The organism is Sodalis sp. RH22, assembly GCF_047324165.1.
In the GTDB taxonomy this organism is placed as follows: Bacteria; Pseudomonadota; Gammaproteobacteria; order Enterobacterales; family Enterobacteriaceae; genus Acerihabitans.
The window spans coordinates 257,883-284,039 of sequence record NZ_CP178731.1 but is presented as its reverse complement, the minus strand read 5'-3'; the positions used below and the strand labels follow the sequence as shown (position 1 = coordinate 284,039).

Annotated in this window: 23 protein-coding genes; 10 read left to right on the top strand and 13 right to left on the bottom strand. The window is 55.8% G+C overall.

Going from position 1 to position 26,157, the window contains the following annotated elements; genetic code table 11:
- Positions 1 to 2: 2 nt before the first annotated feature.
- The 3 genes from ACL2XN_RS01210 to ACL2XN_RS01200 are packed head-to-tail and all read right to left on the bottom strand — an operon-like array spanning position 3 to position 2,554.
- Positions 3 to 839 (bottom strand): ABC transporter permease, encoded by an 837-nt coding sequence (locus ACL2XN_RS01210; protein ID WP_413729908.1) that lies wholly within the window; start codon positions 837 to 839, stop codon positions 3 to 5.
- 22 nt (positions 840 to 861) lie between these two features.
- Positions 862 to 1,641, bottom strand: coding sequence for an ABC transporter ATP-binding protein (locus ACL2XN_RS01205; RefSeq protein WP_410014587.1), 780 nt, complete (start codon positions 1,639 to 1,641; stop codon positions 862 to 864).
- A 4-nt stretch (positions 1,642 to 1,645) separates the two neighbouring features.
- On the bottom strand, positions 1,646 to 2,554 hold the full coding sequence (locus tag ACL2XN_RS01200; RefSeq protein WP_413723124.1) for a carbon-nitrogen hydrolase family protein: 909 nt from the start codon (positions 2,552 to 2,554) through the stop codon (positions 1,646 to 1,648).
- A 193-nt stretch (positions 2,555 to 2,747) separates the two neighbouring features.
- Between ACL2XN_RS01200 and ACL2XN_RS01195 the strand changes: the two genes are divergently transcribed.
- Entirely contained in the window at positions 2,748 to 3,413 is a 666-nt protein-coding gene (locus ACL2XN_RS01195; protein ID WP_410014585.1) for a helix-turn-helix domain-containing protein, read from the top strand.
- A 537-nt stretch (positions 3,414 to 3,950) separates the two neighbouring features.
- On the opposite strand, the gene ACL2XN_RS01190 is transcribed toward ACL2XN_RS01195, so the two are convergent.
- Positions 3,951 to 4,484 (bottom strand): hypothetical protein, encoded by a 534-nt coding sequence (locus ACL2XN_RS01190; RefSeq protein WP_413729907.1) that lies wholly within the window; start codon positions 4,482 to 4,484, stop codon positions 3,951 to 3,953.
- A 673-nt stretch (positions 4,485 to 5,157) separates the two neighbouring features.
- Here ACL2XN_RS01190 and ACL2XN_RS01185 point away from each other — a divergent pair.
- Positions 5,158 to 5,502, top strand: coding sequence for a hypothetical protein (locus ACL2XN_RS01185; RefSeq protein WP_413729906.1), 345 nt, complete (start codon positions 5,158 to 5,160; stop codon positions 5,500 to 5,502).
- 11 nt (positions 5,503 to 5,513) lie between these two features.
- Entirely contained in the window at positions 5,514 to 6,416 is a 903-nt protein-coding gene (locus ACL2XN_RS01180; protein ID WP_410014583.1) for a LysR family transcriptional regulator, read from the top strand.
- Here ACL2XN_RS01180 and mdtH read toward each other — a convergent pair.
- The 6 genes from mdtH to ACL2XN_RS01150 all read right to left on the bottom strand — a co-directional run bounded on the left by mdtH (position 6,373) and on the right by ACL2XN_RS01150 (position 11,751).
- Positions 6,373 to 7,584 carry a multidrug efflux MFS transporter MdtH gene (gene mdtH / locus ACL2XN_RS01175; RefSeq protein WP_413729905.1) on the bottom strand — a complete coding sequence of 404 codons (1,212 nt, stop codon included), beginning with the start codon at positions 7,582 to 7,584 and terminating at the stop codon, positions 6,373 to 6,375. The two genes, ACL2XN_RS01180 and mdtH, sit on opposite strands and share 44 nt — an antisense overlap.
- A 78-nt stretch (positions 7,585 to 7,662) precedes the next feature.
- Positions 7,663 to 8,703 (bottom strand): agmatinase, encoded by a 1,041-nt coding sequence (gene speB / locus ACL2XN_RS01170; protein WP_410014581.1) that lies wholly within the window; start codon positions 8,701 to 8,703, stop codon positions 7,663 to 7,665.
- Positions 8,704 to 8,787: 84 nt separating this feature from the next.
- On the bottom strand, positions 8,788 to 9,555 hold the full coding sequence (locus tag ACL2XN_RS01165; protein ID WP_410014580.1) for an ABC transporter ATP-binding protein: 768 nt from the start codon (positions 9,553 to 9,555) through the stop codon (positions 8,788 to 8,790).
- A 28-nt stretch (positions 9,556 to 9,583) separates the two neighbouring features.
- Positions 9,584 to 10,297 carry an ABC transporter permease gene (locus tag ACL2XN_RS01160; protein WP_413729904.1) on the bottom strand — a complete coding sequence of 238 codons (714 nt, stop codon included), beginning with the start codon at positions 10,295 to 10,297 and terminating at the stop codon, positions 9,584 to 9,586.
- Positions 10,294 to 10,980 (bottom strand): ABC transporter permease, encoded by a 687-nt coding sequence (locus ACL2XN_RS01155; protein WP_413731036.1) that lies wholly within the window; start codon positions 10,978 to 10,980, stop codon positions 10,294 to 10,296. Before ACL2XN_RS01155 ends, ACL2XN_RS01160 begins: the two co-directional genes overlap by 4 nt.
- 27 nt (positions 10,981 to 11,007) lie before the next feature.
- On the bottom strand, positions 11,008 to 11,751 hold the full coding sequence (locus tag ACL2XN_RS01150; protein ID WP_413729903.1) for a transporter substrate-binding domain-containing protein: 744 nt from the start codon (positions 11,749 to 11,751) through the stop codon (positions 11,008 to 11,010).
- A 635-nt stretch (positions 11,752 to 12,386) separates the two neighbouring features.
- Here ACL2XN_RS01150 and ACL2XN_RS01145 point away from each other — a divergent pair.
- The 6 genes from ACL2XN_RS01145 to ACL2XN_RS01120 all read left to right on the top strand — a co-directional run bounded on the left by ACL2XN_RS01145 (position 12,387) and on the right by ACL2XN_RS01120 (position 19,478).
- The gene (locus ACL2XN_RS01145) at positions 12,387 to 13,463 is read left to right on the top strand and encodes a LacI family DNA-binding transcriptional regulator (RefSeq protein ID WP_410014577.1); all 1,077 of its coding nucleotides are present in this window, start codon (positions 12,387 to 12,389) and stop codon (positions 13,461 to 13,463) included.
- Positions 13,464 to 13,547: 84 nt separating this feature from the next.
- Entirely contained in the window at positions 13,548 to 14,498 is a 951-nt protein-coding gene (locus ACL2XN_RS01140; RefSeq protein ID WP_410014576.1) for an ABC transporter substrate-binding protein, read from the top strand.
- Between the two features lie 60 nt (positions 14,499 to 14,558).
- Entirely contained in the window at positions 14,559 to 16,088 is a 1,530-nt protein-coding gene (locus tag ACL2XN_RS01135; protein WP_410014575.1) for a sugar ABC transporter ATP-binding protein, read from the top strand.
- A gap of 1 nt (position 16,089) precedes the next feature.
- The gene (locus ACL2XN_RS01130; RefSeq protein WP_410014574.1) at positions 16,090 to 17,109 is read left to right on the top strand and encodes an ABC transporter permease subunit; all 1,020 of its coding nucleotides are present in this window, start codon (positions 16,090 to 16,092) and stop codon (positions 17,107 to 17,109) included.
- A 75-nt stretch (positions 17,110 to 17,184) separates the two neighbouring features.
- Entirely contained in the window at positions 17,185 to 18,552 is a 1,368-nt protein-coding gene (locus tag ACL2XN_RS01125) for a hypothetical protein (RefSeq protein WP_410014573.1), read from the top strand.
- Entirely contained in the window at positions 18,552 to 19,478 is a 927-nt protein-coding gene (locus ACL2XN_RS01120) for a carbohydrate kinase family protein (protein WP_410014572.1), read from the top strand. The genes ACL2XN_RS01125 and ACL2XN_RS01120 overlap by 1 nt, the downstream gene beginning before the upstream one ends.
- 210 nt (positions 19,479 to 19,688) lie before the next feature.
- Here ACL2XN_RS01120 and ACL2XN_RS01115 read toward each other — a convergent pair whose 3' ends face one another.
- Both ACL2XN_RS01115 and katG read right to left on the bottom strand, forming a co-directional pair.
- Positions 19,689 to 20,897: an aldose 1-epimerase family protein gene (locus tag ACL2XN_RS01115; protein ID WP_410014571.1), complete on the bottom strand. Its 1,209-nt coding sequence runs from the start codon at positions 20,895 to 20,897 to the stop codon at positions 19,689 to 19,691.
- A gap of 706 nt (positions 20,898 to 21,603) precedes the next feature.
- A complete protein-coding gene (katG, locus tag ACL2XN_RS01110; RefSeq protein ID WP_413729902.1) occupies positions 21,604 to 23,814 on the bottom strand; it encodes a catalase/peroxidase HPI in 2,211 nt (736 codons plus the stop codon).
- Positions 23,815 to 24,136: 322 nt separating this feature from the next.
- Between katG and ACL2XN_RS01105 the strand changes: the two genes are divergently transcribed.
- Positions 24,137 to 24,796 (top strand): GntR family transcriptional regulator, encoded by a 660-nt coding sequence (locus ACL2XN_RS01105; RefSeq protein WP_410014569.1) that lies wholly within the window; start codon positions 24,137 to 24,139, stop codon positions 24,794 to 24,796.
- Between the two features lie 61 nt (positions 24,797 to 24,857).
- On the opposite strand, the gene ACL2XN_RS01100 is transcribed toward ACL2XN_RS01105, so the two are convergent.
- Complete coding sequence (locus ACL2XN_RS01100; protein WP_413729901.1) at positions 24,858 to 25,973, bottom strand: hypothetical protein; 1,116 nt, start codon at positions 25,971 to 25,973, stop codon at positions 24,858 to 24,860.
- Between the last annotated feature and the right edge of the window lie 184 nt (positions 25,974 to 26,157).

The window sequence follows — 26,157 nt, the reverse complement described above, 5'->3', positions numbered from 1 at the left end:
TTTCAGGCCCTTTCCCATGAGAGAATCATACGTTCGAGTAAAGCAACTAACCCGTTGAAAATCAGCATCATAACCATCACCAGCACAATACCCGCCAGGACGATATTCATACCGAAATTGGAACTGCCCAGCAGGATCATATGGCCGACGCCGGCGTCGGAGGAGATGTATTCCCCGACGATGGCGCCCACCAGGGCGAAACCGACGTTCAGGCGCAGGCCGGACACGACCCACAGCATGGCGGACGGCACTACCAGCTTGACGAAAATCACCGTGCGCGAGGCATCGAAGGACCGCAGCAGGTTTATCAGGTCGGGGTCGGTGCGCAGGGCGCCCTTATAGGAGGTGGTCAGCGAAACCACCACGCAGGAGAAGGCGACGATAACCACTTTGGACAGCATTTCCGTGCCAAACCAGATGATAGTGATAGGCGCGATGGCCAATACCGGAATGGCGCCGATGGCGGCGATAAAGGGCGCGGCCAGATCGGAAATAAATTTGGAGTACCACAGCAACAATCCCAGGATAGACCCGCCTATCGCGCCGACGACAAAGCCTATCAGCGTCTCGTAGGTGGTGATTTGAATGTCGGCCAGCAGTTCGCCGGACTGGAAGCGCTGCACCAGCACCTCCCACACCATGCTGGGACTGGCGAACAGGAACTTGCTGATGCTGCCGTTGCGTACGCCGATTTCCCAGCCGGCCAGCAGGCCGGCCACTATCAGTATCTGCAACAGCAGCAACGTATAGCTCCTGACGGCCGGGGTACGGAAAAAGGACTCCAGCCGTTCGCTCTTGCGGGACGTGTTCACCCGGGTAGGTTGCGGAATACTGCTCATGATTGCGCCTCGCGAAAAACATTCATATATTGACCGGGGCGGCGCCGATGCTGCGCCAAATCATTTCGTAATACTCATTGAAGCGCGGCGAAAGCCGGCGCTCGGGAATGATCATGCTGTCGGTTTCCAAATCGACCCTTATCTCGTGTACGATTTCGCCCGGCCTGGCTTTCATGACATAGACCCGATCCGAGAGCGTGACCGCCTCCTCGATATCGTGGGTGATAAATATCACCGTCTTTTTCTGCTGTTTCACCACCGTCAGCAGTTCCGACTCCAGCGAGACTTTCAGCGGATAATCCAGCGCCTTATACGCTTCATCCATCAGGATGATTTCGGGCTCGGTAACCATGGTGCGCATTAACGCCACCCGTTGTTTCATGCCGCCGGACAGCTGGGCGGGATATTTATCCTCGTACCCTTCCATGTGGTAAGTACGCAATAAGTCGGCGGCGCGTTCACGGGCGATTTTTTTATTTATTCCCCGCACCTCCAGGCCCAGGATGATGTTCTCCAGCACGGTTCGCCAGGGGAACAGCAGGTCTTTTTGCAGGACATAGCCCAGATCCGGCGAGGGGCTGCCGGTGGTCTCGCGGTTTTTGATAATGATGTGGCCGTCGTCCGGCGCCAGCAGGCCGGTGATAATATTAAACAGCGTGGATTTACCGCAGCCGCTGGGGCCGACAAAGGAGATAAACTCATTTTCATCGGCATGAAAATCCAGGGCATTGAGCACCGCCACCGGCCCCGCGGCCGAGACATAGCTTTTGGAGATGTTAACTGCTTCCAGGGTATGCGGCATGGCGTTATTCCCCCACCTGTCTGGCATGGTAATGGCGGACGGTTAACGGCGGATCGGATGCCCGCACCGGCACATAATCTTTGAGGAAAAAGTACCCCATATACCCTACGCTGCGCGCGCGGGTGATATCCTGCCGGATGTTGACGCTCGCCAGGGCGATGCCCGCAGCATTGCCGGTATCGGCAATAATATTGCCACGCGGATCGATGATGCGGCTGTGGCCGTGATACAGCAGGTTGCCATGGGGACCGTGCAAATTGGATTCCACCATCCAGCATTGATTTTCCATCGCGCGCACCCGGCCGAACAGGGTATAGCTGTCGACCATGGAATCCTGCTCCGGGTCCCGGCTGTCGCCCGCCAGCCCCCAGGCGGTGGGCATGATCATGATATCCGCCCCGTTGAGGGCCAGTTCGCGGGTACTTTCAGGAAACACCTTGTCATAGCAAATCAGCATGCCGATGCGGCCGAGCGCCGTATCGAACACCGGGAAACCCTCGCCGGGATAATAAACATGCTTCTCGTCCCCCGGCTGGTGCACTTTGCGATAGCGGCCCACCTCCCCGCCCGGTCCCAGCAGCACCACGGTGTTGAACAGGACTTCCGGGTAACGGGGATGGCGCTCGGTCATGCCCACTACCGCATAGACCTGATGCCGGATCACCGCCTCGCGGATCTGGCCGATGCCCTCCCCGCTTTCGATCACTTCGGCGTTGGCGAATTGCCAGGCCACGTTATCGAAATCCAGACTCAGGGTATCGGTCAGGTAGCCTTGCAAAATTTGCTCGGGAAACACCACCAGCCTGGCGCCGGCGGCAACGGCCTGCGCCAGTAGCGCGAGGATATTGCCGACATTACGCGGCTTGTCATAAAACGCCTGCATGGAAACGGTAGCAATAATGGTTTCGCTCACGTCCTTCTCCCGTAGCTTAATGAATCAACCGCCGCCCGTTTTCGCGGACCCGCGGGTTGCGCTGGTTTTCACATCATGCCGCCTATTTTTCATTTACACCAAAATGTTTTTCTTATAGTAAAAAATAAGCGATCCATGAGAAAATAACGTACACTTCAGCGCTAAGTAGGTACTCAGTATTCCGGAGCGGGCGATGGAGAATAATAGCTACAGTAAAACGGCAGGTATAAGGACCGCGTTGACCACCGAGCAGGATTTCGGCAAACGGATTAAGGCCATGCGGGTGGAACGGCGCTGGACGCTGGAACAGGTGGCGAAAAACTGCGGAGTGTCCATCTCGACGCTGTCAAAGATAGAAAATGGCCAGGTATCGGCCTCCTTCGACACCATCACCAAAATTGCCAACGCCTTCGATTTGTCCTTCAGCGATTTGTTCAGGCAGAACGCGTCGTCCGCAGCAAATGCCCGTCCGCCGGTGGCGGGCCGCCGGACCGTCACCCGCGCGGGAGAAGGATTGGTATTTACCAACGCGCATTACATCTACAATGTGCACGCCGAGGAACTGACCCATAAGGGCATGATCCCGATAGTCATGCAGATTACCGCACGCGAAGCGCCGCCGCAGGACCAATGGTCCTGCCATGAAGGCGAAGAATTTATCTACGCGATCAGCGGGACAACCATTTTGCATACCGCCTGGTATGCCCCGCTTTGCTTATTGCCCGGCGACAGCGCCTACATTGATAGTTCGATGCCGCACGCCTTTGTGACGCAGGGAGAACAAGATGCGTCCATTCTGTCCATTTGCCTTACCGATAAACTGGACTTTGAGCAACATGCAAGCGCCGCGCCGTTATAGCCATTGCGGAACAGCCCATTCCGCACCCGCAAGCCATTGCGCCTATTGGTTTGGCCAACGACGGGCCAGAACAGGTTCCTGCCGGTAAGCCCATCATGATTGCGGACCTTACGTCAGTTCACCAACCAGGACGGTTAGCAACCCGGCCAACGGTAATGAGCGCTTCTGTCGCTGTGTACCACGGGCCTGTCATTATCAGCGAGACACTGTTGAATAAATCGGAATGCAGGCATTTTGGTGTGCAATAAAAAATTAACGATTAAAATTAAATATAAAAACATTTCAAATATTGTCACAAAAAAAATTATTCAGTAATGACCATGTTATAAAGGAAGAAAATATAGCAGTCTGATATTTTAAAAATCCCGATATGTACTGGCGTGAATACTAAAAAAATAATACTTACTCAGGCCCTGAACATACCGAGAGATCGATTATGCTGTACGCCACCGAACGTATTCAAACAGGATTTTATCTCAGCATTTAACTATCATCATTCAATTGACAGTGATTGTTTGCGAATGCACTATCCCGCGCCTACTTTTCTGCCCCGTCCTGCAACTCAGATCGCGCCACCATGTTGCGGGCGGAATCCGCTGCGGCCTGGACTTGCGAACGCTGGGTGATCAATGAGGATTCAGCCTTTGAGGCGCGCTCTGATGCATTGCTGCGGGCGGAGTCCGCTGCGGCCTGGGCCTGCGAACGCTGACTGCCGAATGAGGACTCAGCCTTTGAGGCGCGTTCTGATGCATTGCTGCGGGCGGAGTCCGCTGCGACCTGGGCCTGCGAACGCTGGTTGCTCAATGAGGACTCAGCCTTTGAGGCGCGTTCTGATGCATTGCTGCGGGCGGAGTCCGCTGCGGCCTGGGCCTGCGAACGCTGACTGCCGAATGAGGACTCAGCCTTTGAGGCGCGTTCTGCGGCATTGCTGCGGGCGGAGTCCGCTGCACTGCGAGCCGAATTACGGGCAGAGTCCGCAGCGGCTCTGGCCGAGCTGGCATCATGCGCCATTGCGGTGCTGACACAACCCGTAACTAGGATAAAACTCAAAAAAAAATGTTTCATATTCATGATGTAATTCCTATGTTATTCGTTTCAGAAACGTCCATCGATAATATAATCCGTAACTGGATTTCTATTATTTATGGTTAGCGATCATGGCAAGGTCTTTATGCCATGGCAGCCATTAAAACAGCAAAAAATAATTTCTACATTTGGAATAATCCTAAATAGTAACCTAGGGTTACTATTTTTTAAAACAGTATTTATAAAATAAAAAATTAATTAAATTGTCATGAAACCGCAATCTGTTCTCCGGTATAGCAGGACTTTTCATCGTAAGCGATGAGATGGTCTTCCCCCTTCTTCACGACAGCATCCATTTCCGCCATGATGAATAAACTTCAATCAGAAGAAAAAGTAAAAGGTTTACGAAAGCAAACCTGTCACTATCATTATGACTGCCGTCTTGCAATACGGGGGAAGACCCTATACGTACGCCCAGCGCCGTCTGTTGATTACCCGTCAAGTTGTTGAAAATGATGTCCAGGGTTCGGGGTTCAACCCAAAATCCCCGCGACGCAGAACGCTGAGCTGTTGGCTAACCGAGCTTCCTGCGTATTACCCAGGTACAGGCGATGATTTTCCGCATCAAACGCAGTGGCGAATAAATGCCCGGTCCCGGCGCCTGCCAGCACATTGATAAGCCGCATTCTTTTGGTGAATTGCTGCCGGCATCAGCCGGGTGGCGCACCGTTTTAAACGGCGCGGGGCGTGGCGGATTACCTTCGTCATGTTCCTGATTACCGTTGGCGTTTCTACCTTGGGCAAGGGGGAAGAGACCTTGGATTTTTATGCTATTCTTATCCCCCGGCTGTTCAGTCTGGGCTATAACAGTGGTCGCGTGCGCCGGAGCCGGTATTTCGCTAACCCAGGATATCGGCCTGCGGCTGGTGATGTGCGCGGTGCGGTCCGCCATTGGCCTGGCCAGGCCACTGCGTTGAGACTCATAAGGCGCCTGACAGGCATAGGCGCCGGGAGAACGGGCCGAATGGCAACGTGCCCGGAACGGTTACCTGTTCCGGGCTAAGGAGTACCGTGATGGATGATAAAGACTGGCTGATTATTCGTACCGTTTATGAATTAAAAAACGTTACCCGCGCCGCCCAATTACTTAATACGTCCCAGCCGGCGCTCAGTTACCGTCTCAAGCAGATTGAGAAAAAACTGGATGTGCAGCTTTTCGACATGAGCCACAAAAGCCTCACGTTTACTCTGCAAGGAGAACAAATCGCGCACTATGCGGTTAAGGTATTGCAGGACTACCGGGATATGAAAGAAAATTTGCAGCAATGCGGTGACCGGCTGCGCGGAGAAATACGCATTGGCGCTTCCAGCAATTATGCCGCCTACCGGCTGCCAAAGCTGCTGCAATACTTCATCGCCCAGCATCCCCAGGTGGCGGTGAATGTCACCACCGGCCTGAGTCTGGAAATTTTCCACCAGCTTCAGCGCAATGACGTGCATCTGGCGCTGGTTAAAGACGATCTCAACTGGAAAGAGGGCAAACACATGGTGGATGAAAATTATTTTTTTATCGTTTACCATCGCCCGGTCGACCTGGCGGATCTGCCTCATCTGCCGCAGATCCGCATCAGCCACGGTCCCTATATCAGTACCCTGCTCGATCGCTGGTGGAACGCCAGTTTCTCTGCCCCGCCGCGGGTGGCCATGACGGTGGACAAACTGGAAGTCTGCCTGGAAATGGTCAAACACGGACTGGGTTATGCCATTTTATCCAACTACCTTCCCTTCGATGCCGCGCTGCACCCCTGCCCCATATTCGACGAAGATAATAAGCCGATCACCAATCACACCTGGCTGCTGTACCGACATCATGCCCTGCACACGCCGCGCCTGGCGCGCTTTATCCAGCTGCTGTCCGCCCCGGCGCCCGCGGCTACAGGCTGCGCAACCTGGCAATTTGCGTCGGATGGTTCCTGAACTGCATATAAAGCGCAACCAGAGTGACCAGACCGATAGCGCCCAGTATCAGCCAGGGCAACGCAGGCGTGGCGGTACGCGTGCCGAAATCATACAGCCAGCCGCCGCCGCTATAGCCAAGGGCCCCGCCGACCGCCGCGCCCATGCGGCTAAAGCCCATGTAGCTGCCTCTGGCGCGATAATCAGACAGCTCCGCGCCCAGCGTTTCGCGCGCCGGTTCGGCGATAAGCGAGCCAAGATAAAACAAGATGACCAGGCTGAACAACACCATAAGCCGGTCCACATACCCGACCAATACCAGGCTGGCGGCCATTAATGCCAGGCCGAAGATCAGCCGTTGCTCCAGACGGAAACGGCGTTCGCTCCAGCGCGCCAATGGATAAAGCAGCAGGAGGGCCATCACCGCGTCAATGGAATACATCCAGCCCACCGCCGCCGGCGAACCGGCCACCGCCTGTACTGCGATGGGCAACATCAGCATCACCTGCACGTTGAGCGTGTAATAACCGGTCAGGATCATGACATAACGGCGAAACGGCTTGTCGTTAAATGCCCGCGCCATGCCCGACAGAATGGGCGCACGGACGCTGGAAAGCTTGTAATCAGGTAGCTTCCAGGCATTCCAGCCGGCAGCCAGGATAAACATGACCATACCCGCGAAACAAACGCTTTGGAAGTCATAGGCCATTAATAACCAGCTGCCCAACAGCGCGCCCAGCACCCGGAAAGCGCTGTCTTCAACCATCAGGATCGAGTAAAAGCGCCCGCGCTCGTTGGGGCGTACCAGTTTTATCACCAGCGCCGATCGGCAAGGAGAGAACAGCATGCCGCCAATGGCCGCAAGCGTACAGGCCATCATCAAAATCCAGCCACGATCGGCAAAACCCATCAGGCCCATGCCGGCGGCGCGCAGCAACATGCCGATCACCAGCATCGGTTTAGCGCCAAAATAGTCGGCAATGGCGCCGCCGAGAATACTGGTGCCCGACTGGATAAACTGCCAAATACCCAGCGACACCCCGACTATAACCGCCGGCCAGCCCAATTGTTCGACAAAATGCACCGATAACAGGGGAAAAACCGCCGAAAAGCCCAGTTCCAGCAGCATATTATCAAGGAGTAAAAAGCGCTTTCCTGCACGACGTGCCCGCGCGGTAACTGGAAGCATAAAGTGCCCGTATGAAAAAATCATCCCTATAACAGCCGGTAACCGCGCCTTAGCGTGCGGGAACCAGCCTCATTATTCTCAGCGTTTGGCCAGCGCGATAAGACAAAGCTCGGTGAACAGCACCTGAGCTGTGATTTGTGCGGTGTTCGAGGTGGCATCGTACTGAGGCGCCACTTCCACGACGTCTGCGCCGACGATATTCATGCCGGCCATCGAACGCAGGATTTGTTGTACCTCGCGCGGCGTCAGGCCGCCAACTTCGGGCGTCCCTGTGCCCGGGGCGTAACCGGGGTCAACCGAATCAATATCAAAGGAGATATACACCGGACGATCGCCTATCACTCCTTTGATTTTCTCGATGGCATAGGCGGTGCCTTTTTCCAGGATATCTTCACCATAAATTACGGTCATGCCGGACTCGAGGGAAAACTCGCCGTGGTAGGTGCCGCCGCCGCGGATACCGATTTGCACGCATCGCTCCGGGTCCAGCACGCCGTCCAGCACCGCCTGGCGGAACGGTCCGCCGTGGTGGTATTTCGTGCCGTAAGCACCGGACGTATCGCAGTGGGCATCAAAATGCACACAGGCTACCGGCTGCTTTTTACCTACCGCACGCAGAATGGAATAGGTAATGGAATGATCGCCGCCGACGGTAAGCGGAACCACTCCCGCATCCATCACGCGCAGATAATAGTTTTCAATATCCTGGTGACATTGTTCCAGGCTGCGCGGATTGGTGAAGGCCACATCCCCAACGTCCATCACCTTGAGTACGCCGGCCGGGGCAATATTCAGAATGCGATCGTAAGGCCCTACGCGGCTGACCGAGCGCACCGCCTGCGGACCAAAACGGCAGCCGGGACGGTCGCCGGCGCCCAGATCCATGGGAACGCCGATGATAGCGACATCCAGGCCGGCGAACTGTTGCTGGTAAGCGCCTGCGTCATAGGCCAGGTTGAGGAAGGTCGCCGGGTCGGCCAGCGGCCACCGGCTGTGGCCGGGAGCGCGACTGGCCTCCAGCACTTTTCCCGCGGCGGCGAAATCCGGATTATAAATTTTGCCGTCTTCAATATGATTGCCAAATTTTTCGATCAGTTGTGTCAATTTTTCCTGGTTCATAACAGCCTCTTTCGGGATATACCGACGCAGGGGTGTCGCCAGCCCTACGCCAAACAGATGTTTACACGCCCCGTGGGTGACGCGTTATTTCAAATTACCGCTGAGAAAACATTGCAGCCGTTCGCTTTGGGGATGGGTCAGCACTTCCTGTGGCCGTCCCTGCTCTTCAATTTTTCCCTGGTGCAGGAACAACACCTGGTTTGAGACATGCCGGGCAAAGCCCATCTCATGGGTGACGACGATCATGGTGCGGCCTTCCTCCGCCAACAGTTGCATGACCTTGAGCACCTCACCCACCAATTCTGGGTCCAGGGCGGAGGTTGGCTCGTCAAACAGCATAATGTCGGGTTCCATGGCCAGCGCCCGGGCAATGGCCACGCGCTGCTGTTGGCCGCCGGATAAATGCGAAGGATATTTGTTGGCCATTTGCATCGGTAAGCCCACTTTATCCAGATAAAGTTTAGCCCGTTCATAGGCATCCTTTTTTTGCATACCCAGAACATTGACGGGGGCGAGCATAATATTTTCCAGCGCGGTAAGATGGTTCCATAAATTAAAATGCTGGAACACCATGCTCAGGCGAGTACGGATCTTTTGCAGTATTTTGCCGTCGGCGACTTGCATCCGGCCTTGACGGTCTTTAATTGTTTTTATCAATTTACCGTCAAAAAATATCGCACCGTCATCCGGCCGCTCTAAAAAATTAATACAACGCAGTAGCGTACTTTTGCCCGAACCGCTGGCGCCGATCAGACTGACGACATCACCGGCCTTGGCGCGCAGTGATACGCCACGCAATACCAGATTATCGCCATAACTTTTACTAAAATTATCAACAAAGAGCTTTTCCAATGCCTTGTCCTGTCAAAATAAAAATGTTTTATGTATTCATCGGGCGCATAAATGCCAGCCAGCGACGCTCACCCAGGCGGAATAATGTAATCAGGGCGCATGAAACCATTAAATAAATCAGTGCCGCAATGCCATAAGCCTGAAAGGACATATACGTCTCAGCATTGACATCCCCCGCCACTTTCAGCACATCAGGCACCGTGGCCGTAAAGGCTATGGCCGTCGCGTGTAACATCAGGATGACTTCATTACTGTAGTAAGGTAAAGCGCGCCGCAGCGCGGAGGGTAGAATAATGGTTCGGTACAGCATATGCCGGCTCATGCCGAATGCCCGCGCCGCTTCAATCTCACCTGGGGAGATAGAGCGGATGGCGCCGGCAAATACTTCTGTGGTAAATGCCGTGGTATTTAAGCCCAGCGCCAGTATGGCGCAATAAAAACCATTGCGGAAAAAGTCATTTAACAGCGGTTGATCGTGCACCCATTGCAAACTGTAGACGCCGGTGTAAATAATCAACAGTTGAATATACAGCGGCGTGCCGCGAAAAACATAGGTAAAACACCATACCGGCACTGAGAAAAATTTTATTTTTGAGGCACGCATAATAGATAATGGTAGCGAAAATGAAAACCCCATCAGCAGCGAGGCAACCAATAACCAGAGGGTTATTACCAAACCGGAATATTGGTAGCCATCATGCCAGATATAGGCTTTCCAATAAGTTTGCAGAATTTCAATCATAATCCCGCCTCCCTCACGCCAAGCTCATAACGTTTACTCAAGAGCGCAATCACCACGCCGGATATGCTGGTGACCAGTAAATAGAACAACGCGGCAATCACCAGATAGAAAAAGAGTTGCCCGGATCCTTTACCGACCTCCTGGGCCGCTTTGGTAATATCCGACAGGCCGATTATCGATACCAATGCGGTGGCCTTGACCAGAATAAGCCAGTTATTGCTTAACCCGGGCAGGGCAAAACGCATCATCTGGGGAAACATAATCAAACGAAAACTCTGCCAGCCACCCATGCCGAATGCCCTGGCCGCCTCCATTTGGCCGGCAGGCACCGCCATAATGGAACCGCGAAAGGTCTCGGTGAAATAGGCGCCATAGATAAAACCCAGGGTAATCACGCCGGCGCCAAAGGGATTAATATCGATCTGTTGCCAGCCTAAGGCGTCGGTGGCGTTATTAAGCCCCATTTGCAGGCTGTAAAATACCAGCAGCATAATGGCCAAATCAGGGATACTACGAATGACCGTGGTGTAGAGAGTGGCAATACCGCGCAAGACCAGGCTACCGGATAACTTGGCTACCGCGCCCGCCAGTCCGAGCAGCATTGCCACCGCCAGTGAAGCCAGGGATAGACGGACGGTCATGCCGATACCGGCGAGCAACATATCGCTATAGCCCTGTGGGATCATAAATACCTCGTTTCGCCGGTAATGTTATTGGCCGTAAATATCGATGCTGGGCGGAAAGTATTTGCGGGCTATTTTCTGATAGGTGCCGTCGGCATGCAGTTCCTTTAACGCCTGGTTAATATTGTCGGCCAGCTGTTGGTTATTTTTGTCGACGGCGATAGCCGATTCACCGGTGCCCAGCAGCGGATCCTCGATGGCGTTGCCGGCAAAGCGATAGCCTTTTCCCTTATCCGTGGACAAGAAGCCCAGTTCCCCCTGCACTTCACCGGTAAGCACGGCATCCAGCCGGCCGGAACGAAGGTCGCTATAGGCCAGATCCTGATTGCTATAAGAGATCACTTTTACTCCCGCCGGCGCCCACACTTTTTTAGCAAAAGATTCTACGTTGGTGCCCTGCTCGACACCGACGCTTTTACCGGCCAGACTCGCGGTATCCGAACTGAATCCGGCATCGTCCCTGGCAATAAGACGCGAATGCCCGACATGGACTTTATTGGTGAATAAAAGCTGCTTTTTACGCGCTTCGGTAACGCCGATAGAAGCGAGAATTGCGTCAAATTTTCGCGATTTTAAGGCCGGGATCATGGTAGATATTTCCGTTTCCACCCACTGGCACTTTTTTTGCAATTTGGCGCAGATGGCATTGCCCAGCTCTATTTCGAAACCGGTCATCTGACCGTCGCTGCCGCGATACTCAAAGGGCGCGTAGCCTAATGCCGTGCCGAATCTCAGGATATTATTATCTTGCGCCCAGACAGAGGCGCTCAACAGCGAACACATTAATACTAGTAAAGCGCCTGTGTGTTTCTTACCCGAAAAATTCATAATGCCTCAACCTTTATATTTAATGAGTAATAAAAAACAGCATATAATTTAATTTACCATGCGCTTCGAGCACGGTTAAATATTGCAATCACTATGCCAGCTTTTTTATTTTATAAAATTAAACAAAAACGCTTACTTAACCCTATGAATTATCATTGATTTAAATTAATAAATTAAATTTTCCATGCAACCAATGTTACGATGAATAAAATCTTTTTATTACTGATTTCTTTTTACTATAAAAGAATTTTATTATAAAAATCACCTCCACGACCGCCTGCACTTAATATGTGCGCACCTGCACTTAAATAGCGCCGCTTTTGGTTAATTTTATTTTTAACTTTTTCAAATAACACCATTTCCTTAGCGTTGCGGTGGGTAGCTCACCGCTCGCGGCGCGGATACGCGCCTGGACCACAGTATCCTCAGGCAGTCGTGGCCGTCACATCGCGTTACCCTGGGTAAAAAAGCGCCGAAAACGAGATTTTGCTCACTGAAAACGGCTAACTAAACGTTTAGCTTAACAACATAAACGTTTAGGTCGGTGTGAAAACGGCCATTGAGACCAGAAAATGCCCATGCGAAAAGTCACTATGCGGGACATCAGCCAAGCCACGGGTTTATCCATGTTTACGGTATCCAAGGCGCTTAACGGCGGTGAAGGCGTGTCGGAGGAGAGCCGCAACATGATCCTGCGGACGGCGCGGGAACTGGGTTATGTTCCCAATCGGGCGGCGCAGGAATTGCGCCGGTCCAGCCGGGATTCGGTGGCGGTGATCACCGCCCACGCGTCAAACTCTTATTACCTCAACCTGATGTCCGGCATCCAGCAAACGCTGCGGCCCTCGAACTGGACGGTGGTGGTGGGCGATGTCGCGGTGGACGGCGTGTACGATCCCTGCCTTGAAGACCGGATGATCAAGCGGCTTATCGAGTCGCGCATGGCCGGCGTGATTGCCACGCTGACGCTGAGCCCCGACAACATCAGGCTGCTGGAAACATGGGGGATCCCCATCGTTTTTGTTGACTCGGCCCCCCTGGGTGAAAACAGCCATCCCAGCGTCACCACCGATAACTATAACGCCAGCCTGCTGGTGGGAGACCATCTGGCCGGGCACGGCTATCGCGAATGGCTGTTCCTGATCTATCCGGAAAAATGGACCACGCGCTTTGAGCGCGAACGCGGCATACGCGAAGCGGCCCGCCGCCATGACGCCCGGCTGGTGGTGCTGGAAACCGATAACGACACGCACTCGGCATATGCCATGCTCGGACAGTACCTGGAACAAACCGCGCGGCTGCCGGACGTGCTGATTGCCGGCAACAACCCCTTGCTGCTGGGGGCGTTAAAACTCCTGCAGGACCGCCGGATCGCCATTCCCGCCGACATGGCGCTGGTCGGCTATGACGAATTCGACTGGGCGCCGCTGCTTAACCCACCGCTTACCACCCTGAACGAACACAGCGAAGAGATCGGCCGGCGCGCGGCCGAAATGCTGGTGGCGCTGATCGGTGAGCAAACCGGGCCGCAAAACGCGACGCCCTTGCCCGTATTCCGGCGCGAGTATCAACAGCAGGTACCGGCGGAGCTTATCGTCCGCCAGTCCTGCGGCTGCGGTTTTCCCGCCGCGTCCAAAAAGAAAGAAGAGTCGTAACCGGGCAACGCCTTTGCAGGATGTCCCGGCGCGCTGTACCTACACCTGTGCTATCCAACAATACGTGAAGTGAAGGGGAATCGAATGAAAATAATCCATAAAACATGTCTGTCCGTGGCCGTCGCCGCCGTGGTCGCCGCCACGCTCAGCCTGGCGCCCGCGGTCCAGGCGCAGGCCGCGCCGAAAAAGATCGCCCGCATCGGGTTAATGGTCCAGGACATGTCGAATCCATTTTTTTCCGCCATGACCAAAGGCGGCAAAAAAATGGCCGGCGAGATCGGCGCGACGCTGAACGTCCAGGACGCCCAGCTGGATTTGTCCAACCAGAATACCCAGATCGACGCTTTTATTCAGCAGGGGGTGGATCTGATCGTGATTTCCGCTGTGGATGAATCCGGTATCGAGCCGGCTATCGAACGGGCCAAAGCCGCCGGCATCATTGTGATTGCAGTGGATACCCCGGCCAAAGGGGCGGACGCCGCCGTTATGACCAACGCCGTGCAGGCCGGGGAAAAGTCCTGTGACTACTTATTTACCCAAATGGGCGGCAAGGGGGAAGTCCTGCTGGTGGACGGTACGCCTATCCAGACCATTATAGATCGCATTAAGGGCTGTAAAAACGTCGCCCAAAAATACCCCGGCATCAAGATTGTCGGGCAACAGTCTTCCCGCAACGACCGGGCCTCCGGACTGGCGGTGACCACCGATATGCTGACCGCCCACCCCGACGTCACCGGTATTTTCGGCATGAACGACCCCTCAGCCCTGGGCGCCGTGCTGGCGGTGGAACAGGCGGGCAAGGCGGGAGGTATTAAGGTCACAGGCGTCGACGGCAGCCCGGAGGCAGTGGACGAGCTCAAGCGATCAGGCTCGCCCTTTATCGGCACCGCCACGCAGAATCCGGGGGAAATGGTGCACCAGGCCATTAAGATTGCCCAGGATATCGCGGCTGGCAAACCGGTTGCCGCGCGCACCGTTCTTATTCCCAGCGTGCTGGTCACGCGCGACAACGTGGCCGGCTACCCGGGCTGGTAAGCGGCGAAAAATCAACACGGGCGGGATGGGCGACGCGGCCTATTCCGCAGGGTGAGGACGATGGCTGACAGAACGGCACACCCCCTTTTACAGCTTGAGGGGATCTCGAAACGCTATGGCGCCACGCTGGCGCTAAATGATGTCCGCTTCGAATTGCGGGCCGGGGAAGTCCACGCCCTGATGGGCGAGAACGGCGCGGGCAAGTCGACGCTGATGAAGATCCTGGCCGGCAATGTGGCGCGCGATAGCGGTCGCATCCTGATCGACGGTAATGCTATCGCTATCCGATCGCCGCGCGATGCGCGCAGCAACGGCATCGCCATCATCCACCAGGAGCTTAACACGGTGCCGGATATGACGGTGGCCGAAAACCTGGCGCTGGGCCAGGAGCCACTGACCCGCCTGGGGTGGCTGGATCGGGAACGGATGTACCGGGAGGCACGGCAAAAACTGGAGCGCATCCAGGCGGATATTGATCCCCGCCAGCCGCTCGGTGCGCTGAGCATCGGCCGGCAGCAGATGGTGGAGATTGCCCGCGCCGTCAGCGAGGATGCGCGCGTCCTGGTGCTTGACGAGCCGACGGCCGCCCTGTCCCGCACTGAAGCGCAGGCGCTCTACGGTATCATTAACCAAATGAGCCGCGCGGGCGTGGGCATGATTTACATCTCGCATCGTATGGAGGAAGTCTGGCAGTTGGCGCATCGCGTCACGGTGTTTCGCGACGGCGGCTGGGTGGGCACCCGGGACATGCGCGATATCTCTCCCGCCGAGGTGGTGCGCATGATGGTGGGGCGGCAAATCATTGATCTTTATCAACATGACGCCCGCGTGCCCGGGAAAGTCCTGCTGGGTGTGACCGGCCTGGCGGGAGATAAGGTCGGTCCGGTGACTTTTCAGGTACGGGCCGGTGAGGTGGTGTGCATGGCCGGGCTTATCGGCTCGGGGCGGACCGAAATCGGCCGACTGCTGTTCGGCGCCGACCCGCGCACGGCGGGTACGGTGCGTCTGGCGGGACAGGAAAGCGCCCCCGCCGATCCAACCGCCGCGATTGCTGATGGGATCGGCATGGTATCCGAGGATCGCAAGGCGCAGGGGCTGTTTCTGGACCATTCCGTTGAGCGCAATATCGCGCTCAGCTCGCTTGACCGCTACGTCACCGCCGGCGTGATCAGGCAGGGCGCCGTGCGCGCCGCCGTTACCCAACAGATGACCCGGCTGCGGCTGCGGCTCAACGCACTCGACCTGCCGGTAAAGGACTTATCCGGCGGCAACCAGCAAAAGGCGGCGCTGGCGCGCTGGCTGCTGCGCGATTCCCGGCTGCTGATCCTTGACGAGCCCACCCGCGGGGTCGACATCGGGGCCAAGCGGGAAATTTATGAGCTTATCGATCAGCTGGCCCGGGCCGGAAAAGCGGTGCTGGTGATTTCATCAGATTTACCCGAAGCCATCGGTATCAGCGATCGGCTTCTCGTGATGCGTAACGGACGCATCGTCCATGAAATGTCCTCGGCAACGGCGACGGAAGAGATCGTGATGCTTCACGCCACGGGGACGTTTGCCGGTCAGCCGGAAGAAAGTGAAGGTGGGTAATATGAACAAAGAGAATCCTGTTTCCGCAACGCCGGCCGCCCGGGCGCCGTTTGATTTTGCCCGCTGGTGGGATCGGGTGGGAATTCTGATGGTGTTGCTGGCGCTGGTGCTACTGATGTCGCTGTTCGCCCCGAATTTCAATCGGGTGGACAATCTGCTGAATATCGCCCGCTCCATATCCGTGAACGCGATCCTGGCGGCGGGACTGACTTTTGTGATCCTGACCGGCGGGATTGATTTGTCCGTCGGCTCTATTGTCGCCGTCTCAGGCGTAGTGTCCGTGGTGGCGGCCATGGCCGGCTGGCCGGCGCCGGTGGCGATTCTCGCCGGCACCCTCGCCGGAGCCGCCTGCGGGCTTATCAACGGCACGCTGACGGCCTACCTGTCGCTGGCGCCGTTTATTGTTACCCTGGGCACCATGACATTTTTACGCGGACTGGCCTACACCATCACCGAAGGCCAGCCCATTGTGTCAAGCAGCCTGAGCTTTCGCGAACTTGGCAACGGCTACCTGGCCGGCATCCCGATCCCGGTGATCATCATGGCCGTGGTGTATGTGCTGGCGTGGTTTATCCTGGAGCGCACCCGCTACGGGCGCCACCTGTACGCGGTGGGCGGCAATGCCCAGGCGGCCCGCCTGGCCGGGGTGCGAGTCAATCGCATTACCACCTCCGTGTATGTTATTGCCGGCATCTGCTCGGGCCTGGCGGGCATTATCTTTGCGGCGCGGGTTATCTCGGCCCAGCCCACGGCGGGCACCGGTTATGAACTGGACGCCATCGCCGCGGTGGTGCTGGGGGGCACCAGCCTGTCGGGCGGACGCGGACGAATTATCGGCACGCTGATCGGCTCCATTATTCTTGGCGTGCTGAGCACCGGGCTTATCCTCCTCAGCGTCCCCTTCTTCACCCAACTGCTGATCAAAGGAATCGTTATTATCCTGGCGGTGGCCATCGACGGGCTTAAACAGCGCCCGGAGCTGTTCACCTTCTGGCGCCGGCAAAAAACCCCGCCGTCATAACGCCGCCTGGATGTTCCCTTACTCAGTCCGCTGTCGCGGCAGCGGACCCTATGCCTCTTGTTATGGAGACCCTGCATGTCAGATACCATTACCGTCACGGATCCGCTTTCCGGGCAGCGGGTGCATGAACCCGTGATATTCGCCATCGAACGGGATGTTGCCGGCGACCTGTGGCTGGCCGCCACCGACAGTGGCGAGCCGGTGCTCTGCCAGCGGCTCGCCGCCGGTTCAGGCCATGGCCGCACCCGCTTTATCGCTACCGTCAGCTTTACCGGCCGGCTTCGTTTCACCCTCGAGCGGCCCTGTACGGTGGTGGAAGCCGCGCGGTTCGGCGGTATTCAGCCACTGCCCGGCAAAGAAATCGACTGCTTCGCGCGCCTCGATACCGGCGCCTTCGATCTTGAACTGTGCCGCGGCACCGCCCAGGGGGCGGGTTCATCGAAGTGGGGCATCCGCCATTTCCGCGCCGCCGGGGATGGTTTTGAGCTGCTGCCGTCCGGGAATAACGCCATCGGCGGATTCTATGGCCCCTTTTTCACTCCGGAAAACGGGCTGATCAACCCCCCCGAACATACCACGGTGGCCATTGAAACCGTGGAATGCGGACCGGTACTGCATCATTACCGCATGCATGGGGTGATCCCCGACGGTCTGCTGCCGGAATTACGCGGCAAGCGCTTTAGCATCGACTGGCAATTTTTTTATAAAACACCCTTCTTTCAGCGCCGCTACCGGGTCGATAGCTTCCAGACCGAGATCAACGGCCGCTCGGTAACCGATAAAATCACTGTCGGCGATGAGTTTGAAGGCGGCCCGGGACAGCTGGTATTTGATCGCTTCGCCGCCTACGGTGGAACGCGCTATCGCGCCGGCGATCCCTACGCCGGGGAACTGGTGGCGATGGTGGCCGATACGGTGGCCAACTCAGCGAATCACAGCCCGAAATTTGAAGAGTTCCGCGCCCGGCTGGCGGATATGGCGTCGGCCCACTGGGATCTCTACTGGCGCCTGTTCTGCGCCTGGGAAAACGTGCTCGACGAAGACGAACTGCGGGACAGGCTGGCCCGGGTAAGAGCCCGCGCGCACGTCAGCGCCGATCTGAATGACCGCCCCTGGGTCTTGACGGACCAGGCGGTGGATGTCTCCGCCATGGCGCATGAAACGATTTTCCCGGGACCGGCCAGCAAAACGGTGGAATACCACCAGGACGCGGGCCGCGCCATGGTCTGGTGGACTTCACGCCCCTCCGGCGCCTTTCAAATTGTGCAGCGCCGCCAGTCCGGCTGGGTGAACTGGGGCAGCAACGGCGAGAATGAATGCCCGGAACTGCCGACCGGGGTGGCGATCAAAACCGCTTACGGTCATTTCGCCGCATGCTGGATGCAAGTTGCCGACCAGCTTGAAACACCGCCGGTGGTCACGGTGGGTGAAGGAGAACGCTGATGATTTTATGTTGCGGCGAAGCGCTGATAGATATGTTGCCCCGCGTTACCGCGGGCGGGGAAGCCGCCTTTCTTCCCTGCCCCGGCGGCGCGGCGTTCAATACCGCGATAGCCCTTGGGCGGCTCGGGGTGCCGACGGGGTTGTTCTCCGGTCTGTCATCCGATTTTATGGGCGGGATACTGCGCGACGCCCTGTCGCGCGCCAATGTCGATGGCACGCATGCGGCCTGCTCCGCGCTCCCGACCACGCTGGCGTTTGCGCAATTGGTTGAGGGCCAGGCGCGCTATACCTTCTATGACGAGAATACCGCGGGCCGCATGCTGACGGAAAGCGATCTGCCGGCCACGCAAGAGGCGACCGCCCTGCTGTTCGGTGGCATTAGCCTGATCGCCGAGCCTTGCGGCAGCGTCTATGAAGCCCTGATGGCGCGTGACGCGCCGCAACGGGTGATGTTCCTCGACCCGAATATCCGCGCCAACTTCATCGCCGACCGGGAGACCTATCTTGCCCGCCTGCAACGCATGATGGCCCTGGCGGATATCGTCAAACTCTCCGACGAGGATTTAGCCTGGTTCGGGGAAAGCGGCAGCGACGAGGAGATTGCCGGCCGCTGGCTGGCGCGCGGTCCAAGCCTGATGGTCATCACCCGCGGCGCTGCCGGCGCCGACGCCTATTCGGCCGCCGCCAGGGTGCATATTCCGGGGGTCAAGGTGCCCGTGGTGGATACGGTGGGAGCCGGAGATACGGTAAATGCCGGGATACTGGCCAGCCTGCACGCCCAGGGGTTGCTGACCAAGGCGGCCATTGCCGGACTGAACGAGGAGCAGATGCGCGCCGCGCTGGCGCTCGGGGTTGGCGCGGCCGCGATTACCGTGTCGCGCGCGGGGGCGAATCCGCCTTGGGCTGATGAAGTTGTCGCGTGGTGAGACGGCGCCACGGGGAATGGCCCAGCGTGCGGGACGCATCGTGGCGCTGGCAGGAAAATGCCTCATCTTCGTTTAACCGACTTAGCATGCTGGCATGGCACGAAAAAATCATGCCCGGCCCCCTGATATGCTTGCTCCGCAAACGCTGATACCGCAATCCCTGTCATTGTGCTCCCGGATTTGGACTTCCGGGAGCATTAGCCTGGCGATTTACTCCTTCGCTATCGGCACGGCGTTTTCATCGATTTTGGTCTCGCCCTGAATAGCCGCAATCTTCTTCTCAACGTCTGCGACCTGCTCTTTGCCGTGCAGTAATGTATAGGTCAGATCAAACTGGGTGCTGGCTCCCGGCTGCAGTTGCTTAACGCGTTTTTGCTCACGCTCGATGGTGACCGGGTAAGCATAGCTGGTGCCTGGTTCGATACCCGTTACATACCCCTGTTTTACCGTATCGGTATTCTTCCATAACGTCAGCACGGGTAACTGACGGGTATCGAACTGGATGGATGCGCCCTGATCTCCCTCTTTGTTCACGACTGCCGCCAGTGATTGGTGGTTCTGGTCGGATAGCGGCCTGATGTTAAAGACCATTTCATCAAACCCTTTGGTCGGACCGGCAAAGGTTTGCCATGTCTTCAGTCCGTCTTTGGCATAATCGTTAAACGGACTGATACTGGCCATCGGCGCCAGGAAGCGCGCGCCGTTTTCCAGAATCGGCGCGCCGAAATTGCTGTGATAGATAATCTGGTAATCGTGGGGATAATCCGCATGGTTGGTTAAGACGTCATGCAGGCTGAAACTGTTGCTACCAGGCACATAGCGCAGTTCGGTCATGGTCTGCAAATCGGCTTTCTTGAAGGTGCTTTCTTTGATCAGGCCACGAATGTGAATTTCATAGGGCGCCGTATCCGCCACCTCCACTTCCACCTGTGAGGCCGGGGTGTTGCCCGCTTTACCATGCAGCGTGTAGATTTGACCGTCTGCGGTAACCGGATGACCGGTCCATTCATAGCCACAGCGGACTATCATTTCATTAAAACCTTCCAGCCAGCCCACCCCATTGCGGCTTTCCAGATTGATAAACGCCGGGTTGACCACCTCTTTGACGGGGGAATCCCAGCCCATTTTCGAACCGAAGCCTTCAACCCGCAGCAGGTTCATCCCGCGGGTTGGACTCAGGGTAATGGTGAGGCCATCTTTGCTGCTGATGACAATCACTTTGCTGCCTTCTTGTTTACCGCCGTGCAGCACTTTCTGTTCAATGCTGAACGTCTTATCCTTTACCTTCAGCTCTGTGCTTGAAATCTTCCAGTTTCCCTTTTCAGCGCCCACTTCAGCACTTGTCAGCACCCAGGTTTTAGCCGCGGCATGACCCGAAATCATGACTGCAAGTACCGTTAAAGCCAGTTTAGTTTTCATTTCTCTTCCCTTTTGCTGAATCGATTATTGTTTTGCCTAAGAAAATCTACTGGCAAGCAGGTTAAAGAAATGTGATGAGCTTCACCTGATAGAAAAGTGAACTAAAAATGCGATAAAAATGGGGTTCATATCGCAATAATAATGAAATAACATCGATGCATTACTTTATATTTGCGTTATACAACAACATTTGCTTTATCGTTTCAGCTAAATTATTACTGATGTGGCCCGGACGTGTGCGCCGGGTAGAAATGACGAGGCGTTAACCAAAAGCGGGTCAGGGATGGTTTAGGCTGAAACTGACGCACAGGTGTTTCTCCTCCCGGGAAAACTAACGGGCGCAAAGACTGGGAAGCCCGGCGCCGTTTTCCCCTGTCAGGCGCCCTTTTGTGCCGGCTGACGAATCGGGCTTTGATTCGCCAGCCGTAAGCCTTGTAGGCACAGGAACTTCTGTGAGGTTTATCGGCAATGCGGAAAAACAAGGTGCCATTTCTGGTCAGCCGATAAACGCAGCGCCAGGCCGCAGGTCTTGTCAGCCAGCATAAGCCGGTTATTCTTCAGGCGCATGATAGGCACTCACCCGTCTTCCGGCCCGCTTACGGGCACAGGCTCTTTTCGCATCACCAGACATAGAAAAGCCCGCGTCAGTTCCCTGAAACGGGCTTTTTACCAGGCGATCTCTATCGTTGCTGCCGGTCAACAATTTTTATAAGTCGAATCGATCCAGATTCATCACCTTCGTCCAGGCCGCGACAAAGTCTTTAACAAACTTTTCTTTGGCATCACTGCTGGCGTAAACCTCTGCTGATGCACGTAATACGGCATTAGAGCCAAATACCAGGTCGGCGCGCGTTGCACTGTATTTGACCTCGCCACTGGCGCGATAGCGCCCCTCGAATCGTTCACCTGAGGAGTCGATGGCTCTCCATTCAATGGCCATATCCAGTAGATTTACAAAGAAGTCAGTATTAAGTTCACCCAGGTTATTTGTAAACACGCCAAGCTGGCTGCCATCGTAGTTTGTTCCAAGCGCCCGTAAACCCCCGATGAGCACCGTTAATTCCGGCACGGTGAGGGTAAGCTGCTGTGCCTTGTCGATCAGGAGATCCTCAGTCGATGTACTGTCGAAAACACCGCGATAGTTACGGAAACCATCCGCTTTTGGTTTAAGCAATTCGAACATGGCGATATCAGTCTGATCCTGGCGGGCATCCACACGACCTGGCGTGAAAGGCACATCAATCTCAACGCCGGCCGCTTTCGCCGCCCGTTCTACACCGACCACGCCGGCCAGCACGATCACATCCGCCAGGGAAGCTTTCTGCAATGACTGCTGAATGGCTTCCAGCGTGGGCAGGACGCGGGCGGCAATGACGTTCACGTCCCATTCTCTTTGCGGCAGCAGCGCCAGCCGCGCCCCGTTTGCGCCGCCCCGTTTGTCGCCGCCGCGGAAGGTTGATGCCGAAGCCCATGCCACCGAGGCCAGTTCACCGGCGCTCAGGCCGGATGCGGCAATTTTTTCTTTCAGCAGTGCGATATCGGCGCTAGTCGGGTGATATACCGGCAGCGGCAGCGGATCCTGCCAGATTAAGTCTTCTTTTGGCACCTCGGGCCCGATATAACGCGCCTTGGGTCCCATATCCCTGTGAGTCAGCTTGTACCACGCCCGGGCAAAGGCTTCGTTGAAAGCCTGGGGATCGTCATGGAAACGACGCGCTATCTTTTCAAACTCCGGATCGAAACGAAGCGTCAGATCGGTGACCAGCATGGTGGGTTTGCGTTTTTTTTCGGCATCAAAGGCATCAGGAATACTCTGCGGCGCATTGACCGCTTCAAACTGGATAGCGCCCGCCGGACTGCGCGTCTGTACCCACTCATATTTAAACAGATTTTCGAAGAAGTTATGGCTCCACTGCGTTGGCGTCTGCGACCAGATCACTTCCAGACCGGAGGTGATGGCATCAGCCCCGGCACCCGAGCCAAAACTGCTCGCCCAGCCCAGGCCTTGCGCTTCAATAGCCGCGGTTTCAGGGTCAACGCCGACATGGCTGGCGGGACCTGCGCCATGCGTTTTGCCCAGCGTATGGCCGCCGGCGATTAACGCAACGGTCTCTTCATCGTTCATCCCCATATTGCCGAAGGTGGCGCGGATAGCCGGGGCGGCCGAGGCGGGATCACCACTGTGGTTGGGGCCTTCGGGATTGACGTAAATCAGCCCCATTTCCGTTGCGCCCAGCGGCGATTGCGCCAGCGATTCAGGATGGCGGTGTTCAAGCCAGGTTGTCTCGCCGCCCCAGTTCACGTCCAGATCGGGTTCCCATACGTCTTCGCGCCCGGCACCAAAGCCAAAGGTACGGAAACCGGAGTTTTCCAGAGCGACGTTGCCCGCAAGGATATAGAGGTCGGCCCAGGAAATTTTTTGCCCGTATTTTTGCTTCACCGGCCACAGCAAACGGCGCGCCTTGTCGAGGCTGACATTATCTGGCCAGGAGTTCAACGGTGCGAAGCGCTGCTGGCCGCGTCCCGAGCCGCCGCGCCCGTCGACGGCGCGATAAGTCCCGGCGCTATGCCACGCCAAGCGGATGAAAAGACCGATATAACTGCCCCAGTCGGCGGGCCACCAGGGTTGCGACTCAGTGAGCAGCGCTTTCAGGTCGGCTTTGAGCGCGGAGTAATCTAATTTGGCGAATTCCTGGCGGTAATCAAAGGATTCGTCCAACGGGTTAGAGCGGGTTGAGTGCTGATTCAGGAGGTCGACTCTGAGCTGGTTAGGCCACCAGTCCCGATTATGTGTCCCTCCGCCGGATGCCTTATTGGAATTTCCTTCATGAAAAGGGCATTTACTCTCTGATGCTTCTCTTTCTGCTTCAACAATCGGCTTTGCGTCTTTTGCTTCTTCATCAATCGAATTGCTCATGACCATACTCCTTTTATGTATTCTCATTGCTACTCTATACGCGGACTTAACCCAGTCACACCTGTATTACCCTATGTATTTGATAGACCTCTCCATAGGATTACAGCGTTCATTCTTTGGTGTTAATCATGCAAGCGTTCTTTCCCTGCGCCTATATTGCCAGTTAATGGCAAAGGGATTCCCTGCCAGAGACGCAAAATAAGAAAAGCCCAGGCGGATTGATAAATATTGATCAGGGCGGCTTGTTGCCAATATGTTAAATTGCCAGTAAGTAGTATAAGTGTTAGGATATTATATATTTTGTATAATCCGTAGAGGCCCTATGCTGCAGCACGAGAGCATCAGCCATAAAGTTTATGAGCTGCTAAAGCAGGAGATCATTTCCAATCAGCTTAAATCCGGTGAGCGGCTTATCGTTAAAAATCTGAGCGTACGGTTTGGCGTCAGCGGCATACCCGTGAGGGAAGCGCTGTTTCGTCTCGCCGCAGAAAAACTCATTTTACTGGAGCATAACAAAGGATTCCGGGTGGCGGATAAACCCGACGCCCGGGATATTGCCCAGTGGCAGCAGGCGCGCCTGCTGATTGAGCCTGCCATAGCCGACATGGTCCTTACGAATATTACGCCGGATGAAATCGCTTATCTTCGCCAGCTCAATGATTCCATGCGTACCCACCATTATGGCCCCCGGTATGAACAGTACAGTTATTTCATTAATCTTAATGCCGAATTTCATAAGCACATTGTCATTGCGTCACGTAATGATTTAATTATCGAGATGTACGCCACCCTGAACTATGGACCGCAGGTGGGCCGCTTTCACGAGGAGCGCGGCGTGCCTGACCTGCAACTGTTGTGCGATGAGCATGATGAGATTATCGATGCCATAGAGCGGCGGGACGCGGAAATGTATCGCAGTAAATCAGCGGACCACATCATCCTGGGCTTTGACCGCCAAATCTCATACAGCACAGCCCGATAAAACGCGCCCTTTAGTTTCCCTAACGCCGCCGGGCGGGCGTAGGGATAAATCCGCATATTCCTCAGGGCAGGTAGCGCCCGTGGTTTTCCCGGATGGCGTCGAAGATATCCCCGGCCTGTTTTCCGCTAACCAGGCCATCGCGGACGATGGCGGATGAACTGTCTTGGAACGGGATGTAGCCGTGATACTTTGGCCGGACATAGGCATTGGCAACGGTTGAAAACGTGTTGCGGAAAAAGTTGCCCGTCAGTTCGTTGGCATGGTGATCATGCCATGCCCGGACATTGGCGGGCTGTCCGCCGTTTTCAACCACCAGCGTGGACTGTACGCGTTCTGACACATACCGCATGATGTGGTCGATAAGACCAGGCGTTAGCCCGCAATGCACGGAAATCGCCAGCCCGGTCCCGCCCAAAATGGATCCACGCATAGCCGGTTCGCCGCAGTGGGGAATGTCAACGAAGCTGACGGGCCTGCCGTCGTCAGGCGTGGCGTAATTGACATAACCGAAAATGGCGGGACACAGGTCAACACGTCCCTGAGCCATTTCATCCAGCAACCCGATGGGGTTAAGATCAACCAGCCCGGGCTGCTGAGAGGAATAAATCTCCCTCATAAATGTCAGCGCCTGGGCCGCCACCGCCTTATCCAGGACAAAATCATTGCCCAAAAAAAGCGTGCCCCCCAGCGACAGGCTAATGGCATAAAATGTCAAAAGCGCATGAGGTCCGCCCAACGACAGCGCCACCCGTCCCGGGTTTAACCGGCTCAAACGTAGGACTTCCTGCCAGGTGTCCGGCTGGGCCGAGGCGGCCTGCCCGGCCAGCGCGCAAACCTGGGCGGCGGCATCAATGGGAATGGCCCAGTGCCGGCCGTAATACTGGTAACTGTCAAAGGAGGGACCTACGCTGCTGTTACGCAGGAAGGATAACTGCGCCTCGCTTAGAAACGCCTCCAGGGGACGTAAACAGCCTTTCTCCGCCGCTTCACCGATGCCGGGATTATCGACAATCAGGAAATCATATCTCTCGGCGAGCTCATCAATGGGATGGGACTCAAAACCTTCCAGTTTCTGGACAGCCCAGTCCACCTTTACCGCACCGTCTTCTCGCGCCCACGCCTGAAGAGGCCGGTAGCCGCGCGGATGATCCCAGGTTAACCCTTTGAATGTTTTCATTATAATTCCTTTATTAATTAATAAGATACCAAACACTGACCCTGATTCTATCGGTTAGCACGCATAGAAATTTCGATCATCATCACACTTTTTTAAATATTATATATAATATCTAATAAATTTCGCCTAAATTATTTCCATCAATCATCCCCGCCCCGGATGGCGGCGTTTCTGAGAGCAAGAG

What these genes read in the sequence shown, in the direction of transcription:
- ACL2XN_RS01115 (WP_410014571.1), bottom strand. Translation starts at nt 20,897, where the DNA reads ATGAAAACTAAACTGGCTTTAACGGTACTTGCAGTCATGATTTCGGGT.
- ACL2XN_RS01105 (WP_410014569.1), top strand. Translation starts at nt 24,137, where the DNA reads ATGCTGCAGCACGAGAGCATCAGCCATAAAGTTTATGAGCTGCTAAAG.
- ACL2XN_RS01100 (WP_413729901.1), bottom strand. Translation starts at nt 25,973, where the DNA reads ATGAAAACATTCAAAGGGTTAACCTGGGATCATCCGCGCGGCTACCGG.
- ACL2XN_RS01145 (WP_410014577.1), top strand. Translation starts at nt 12,387, where the DNA reads ATGCGAAAAGTCACTATGCGGGACATCAGCCAAGCCACGGGTTTATCC.
- ACL2XN_RS01140 (WP_410014576.1), top strand. Translation starts at nt 13,548, where the DNA reads ATGAAAATAATCCATAAAACATGTCTGTCCGTGGCCGTCGCCGCCGTG.
- ACL2XN_RS01205 (WP_410014587.1), bottom strand. Translation starts at nt 1,641, where the DNA reads ATGCCGCATACCCTGGAAGCAGTTAACATCTCCAAAAGCTATGTCTCG.
- ACL2XN_RS01130 (WP_410014574.1), top strand. Translation starts at nt 16,090, where the DNA reads ATGAACAAAGAGAATCCTGTTTCCGCAACGCCGGCCGCCCGGGCGCCG.
- mdtH (WP_413729905.1), bottom strand. Translation starts at nt 7,584, where the DNA reads ATGCTTCCAGTTACCGCGCGGGCACGTCGTGCAGGAAAGCGCTTTTTA.
- ACL2XN_RS01195 (WP_410014585.1), top strand. Translation starts at nt 2,748, where the DNA reads ATGGAGAATAATAGCTACAGTAAAACGGCAGGTATAAGGACCGCGTTG.
- ACL2XN_RS01160 (WP_413729904.1), bottom strand. Translation starts at nt 10,297, where the DNA reads ATGATTGAAATTCTGCAAACTTATTGGAAAGCCTATATCTGGCATGAT.
- ACL2XN_RS01125 (WP_410014573.1), top strand. Translation starts at nt 17,185, where the DNA reads ATGTCAGATACCATTACCGTCACGGATCCGCTTTCCGGGCAGCGGGTG.
- ACL2XN_RS01210 (WP_413729908.1), bottom strand. Translation starts at nt 839, where the DNA reads ATGAGCAGTATTCCGCAACCTACCCGGGTGAACACGTCCCGCAAGAGC.
- ACL2XN_RS01120 (WP_410014572.1), top strand. Translation starts at nt 18,552, where the DNA reads ATGATTTTATGTTGCGGCGAAGCGCTGATAGATATGTTGCCCCGCGTT.
- speB (WP_410014581.1), bottom strand. Translation starts at nt 8,703, where the DNA reads ATGAACCAGGAAAAATTGACACAACTGATCGAAAAATTTGGCAATCAT.
- ACL2XN_RS01135 (WP_410014575.1), top strand. Translation starts at nt 14,559, where the DNA reads ATGGCTGACAGAACGGCACACCCCCTTTTACAGCTTGAGGGGATCTCG.
- ACL2XN_RS01180 (WP_410014583.1), top strand. Translation starts at nt 5,514, where the DNA reads ATGGATGATAAAGACTGGCTGATTATTCGTACCGTTTATGAATTAAAA.
- ACL2XN_RS01190 (WP_413729907.1), bottom strand. Translation starts at nt 4,484, where the DNA reads ATGAATATGAAACATTTTTTTTTGAGTTTTATCCTAGTTACGGGTTGT.
- katG (WP_413729902.1), bottom strand. Translation starts at nt 23,814, where the DNA reads ATGAGCAATTCGATTGATGAAGAAGCAAAAGACGCAAAGCCGATTGTT.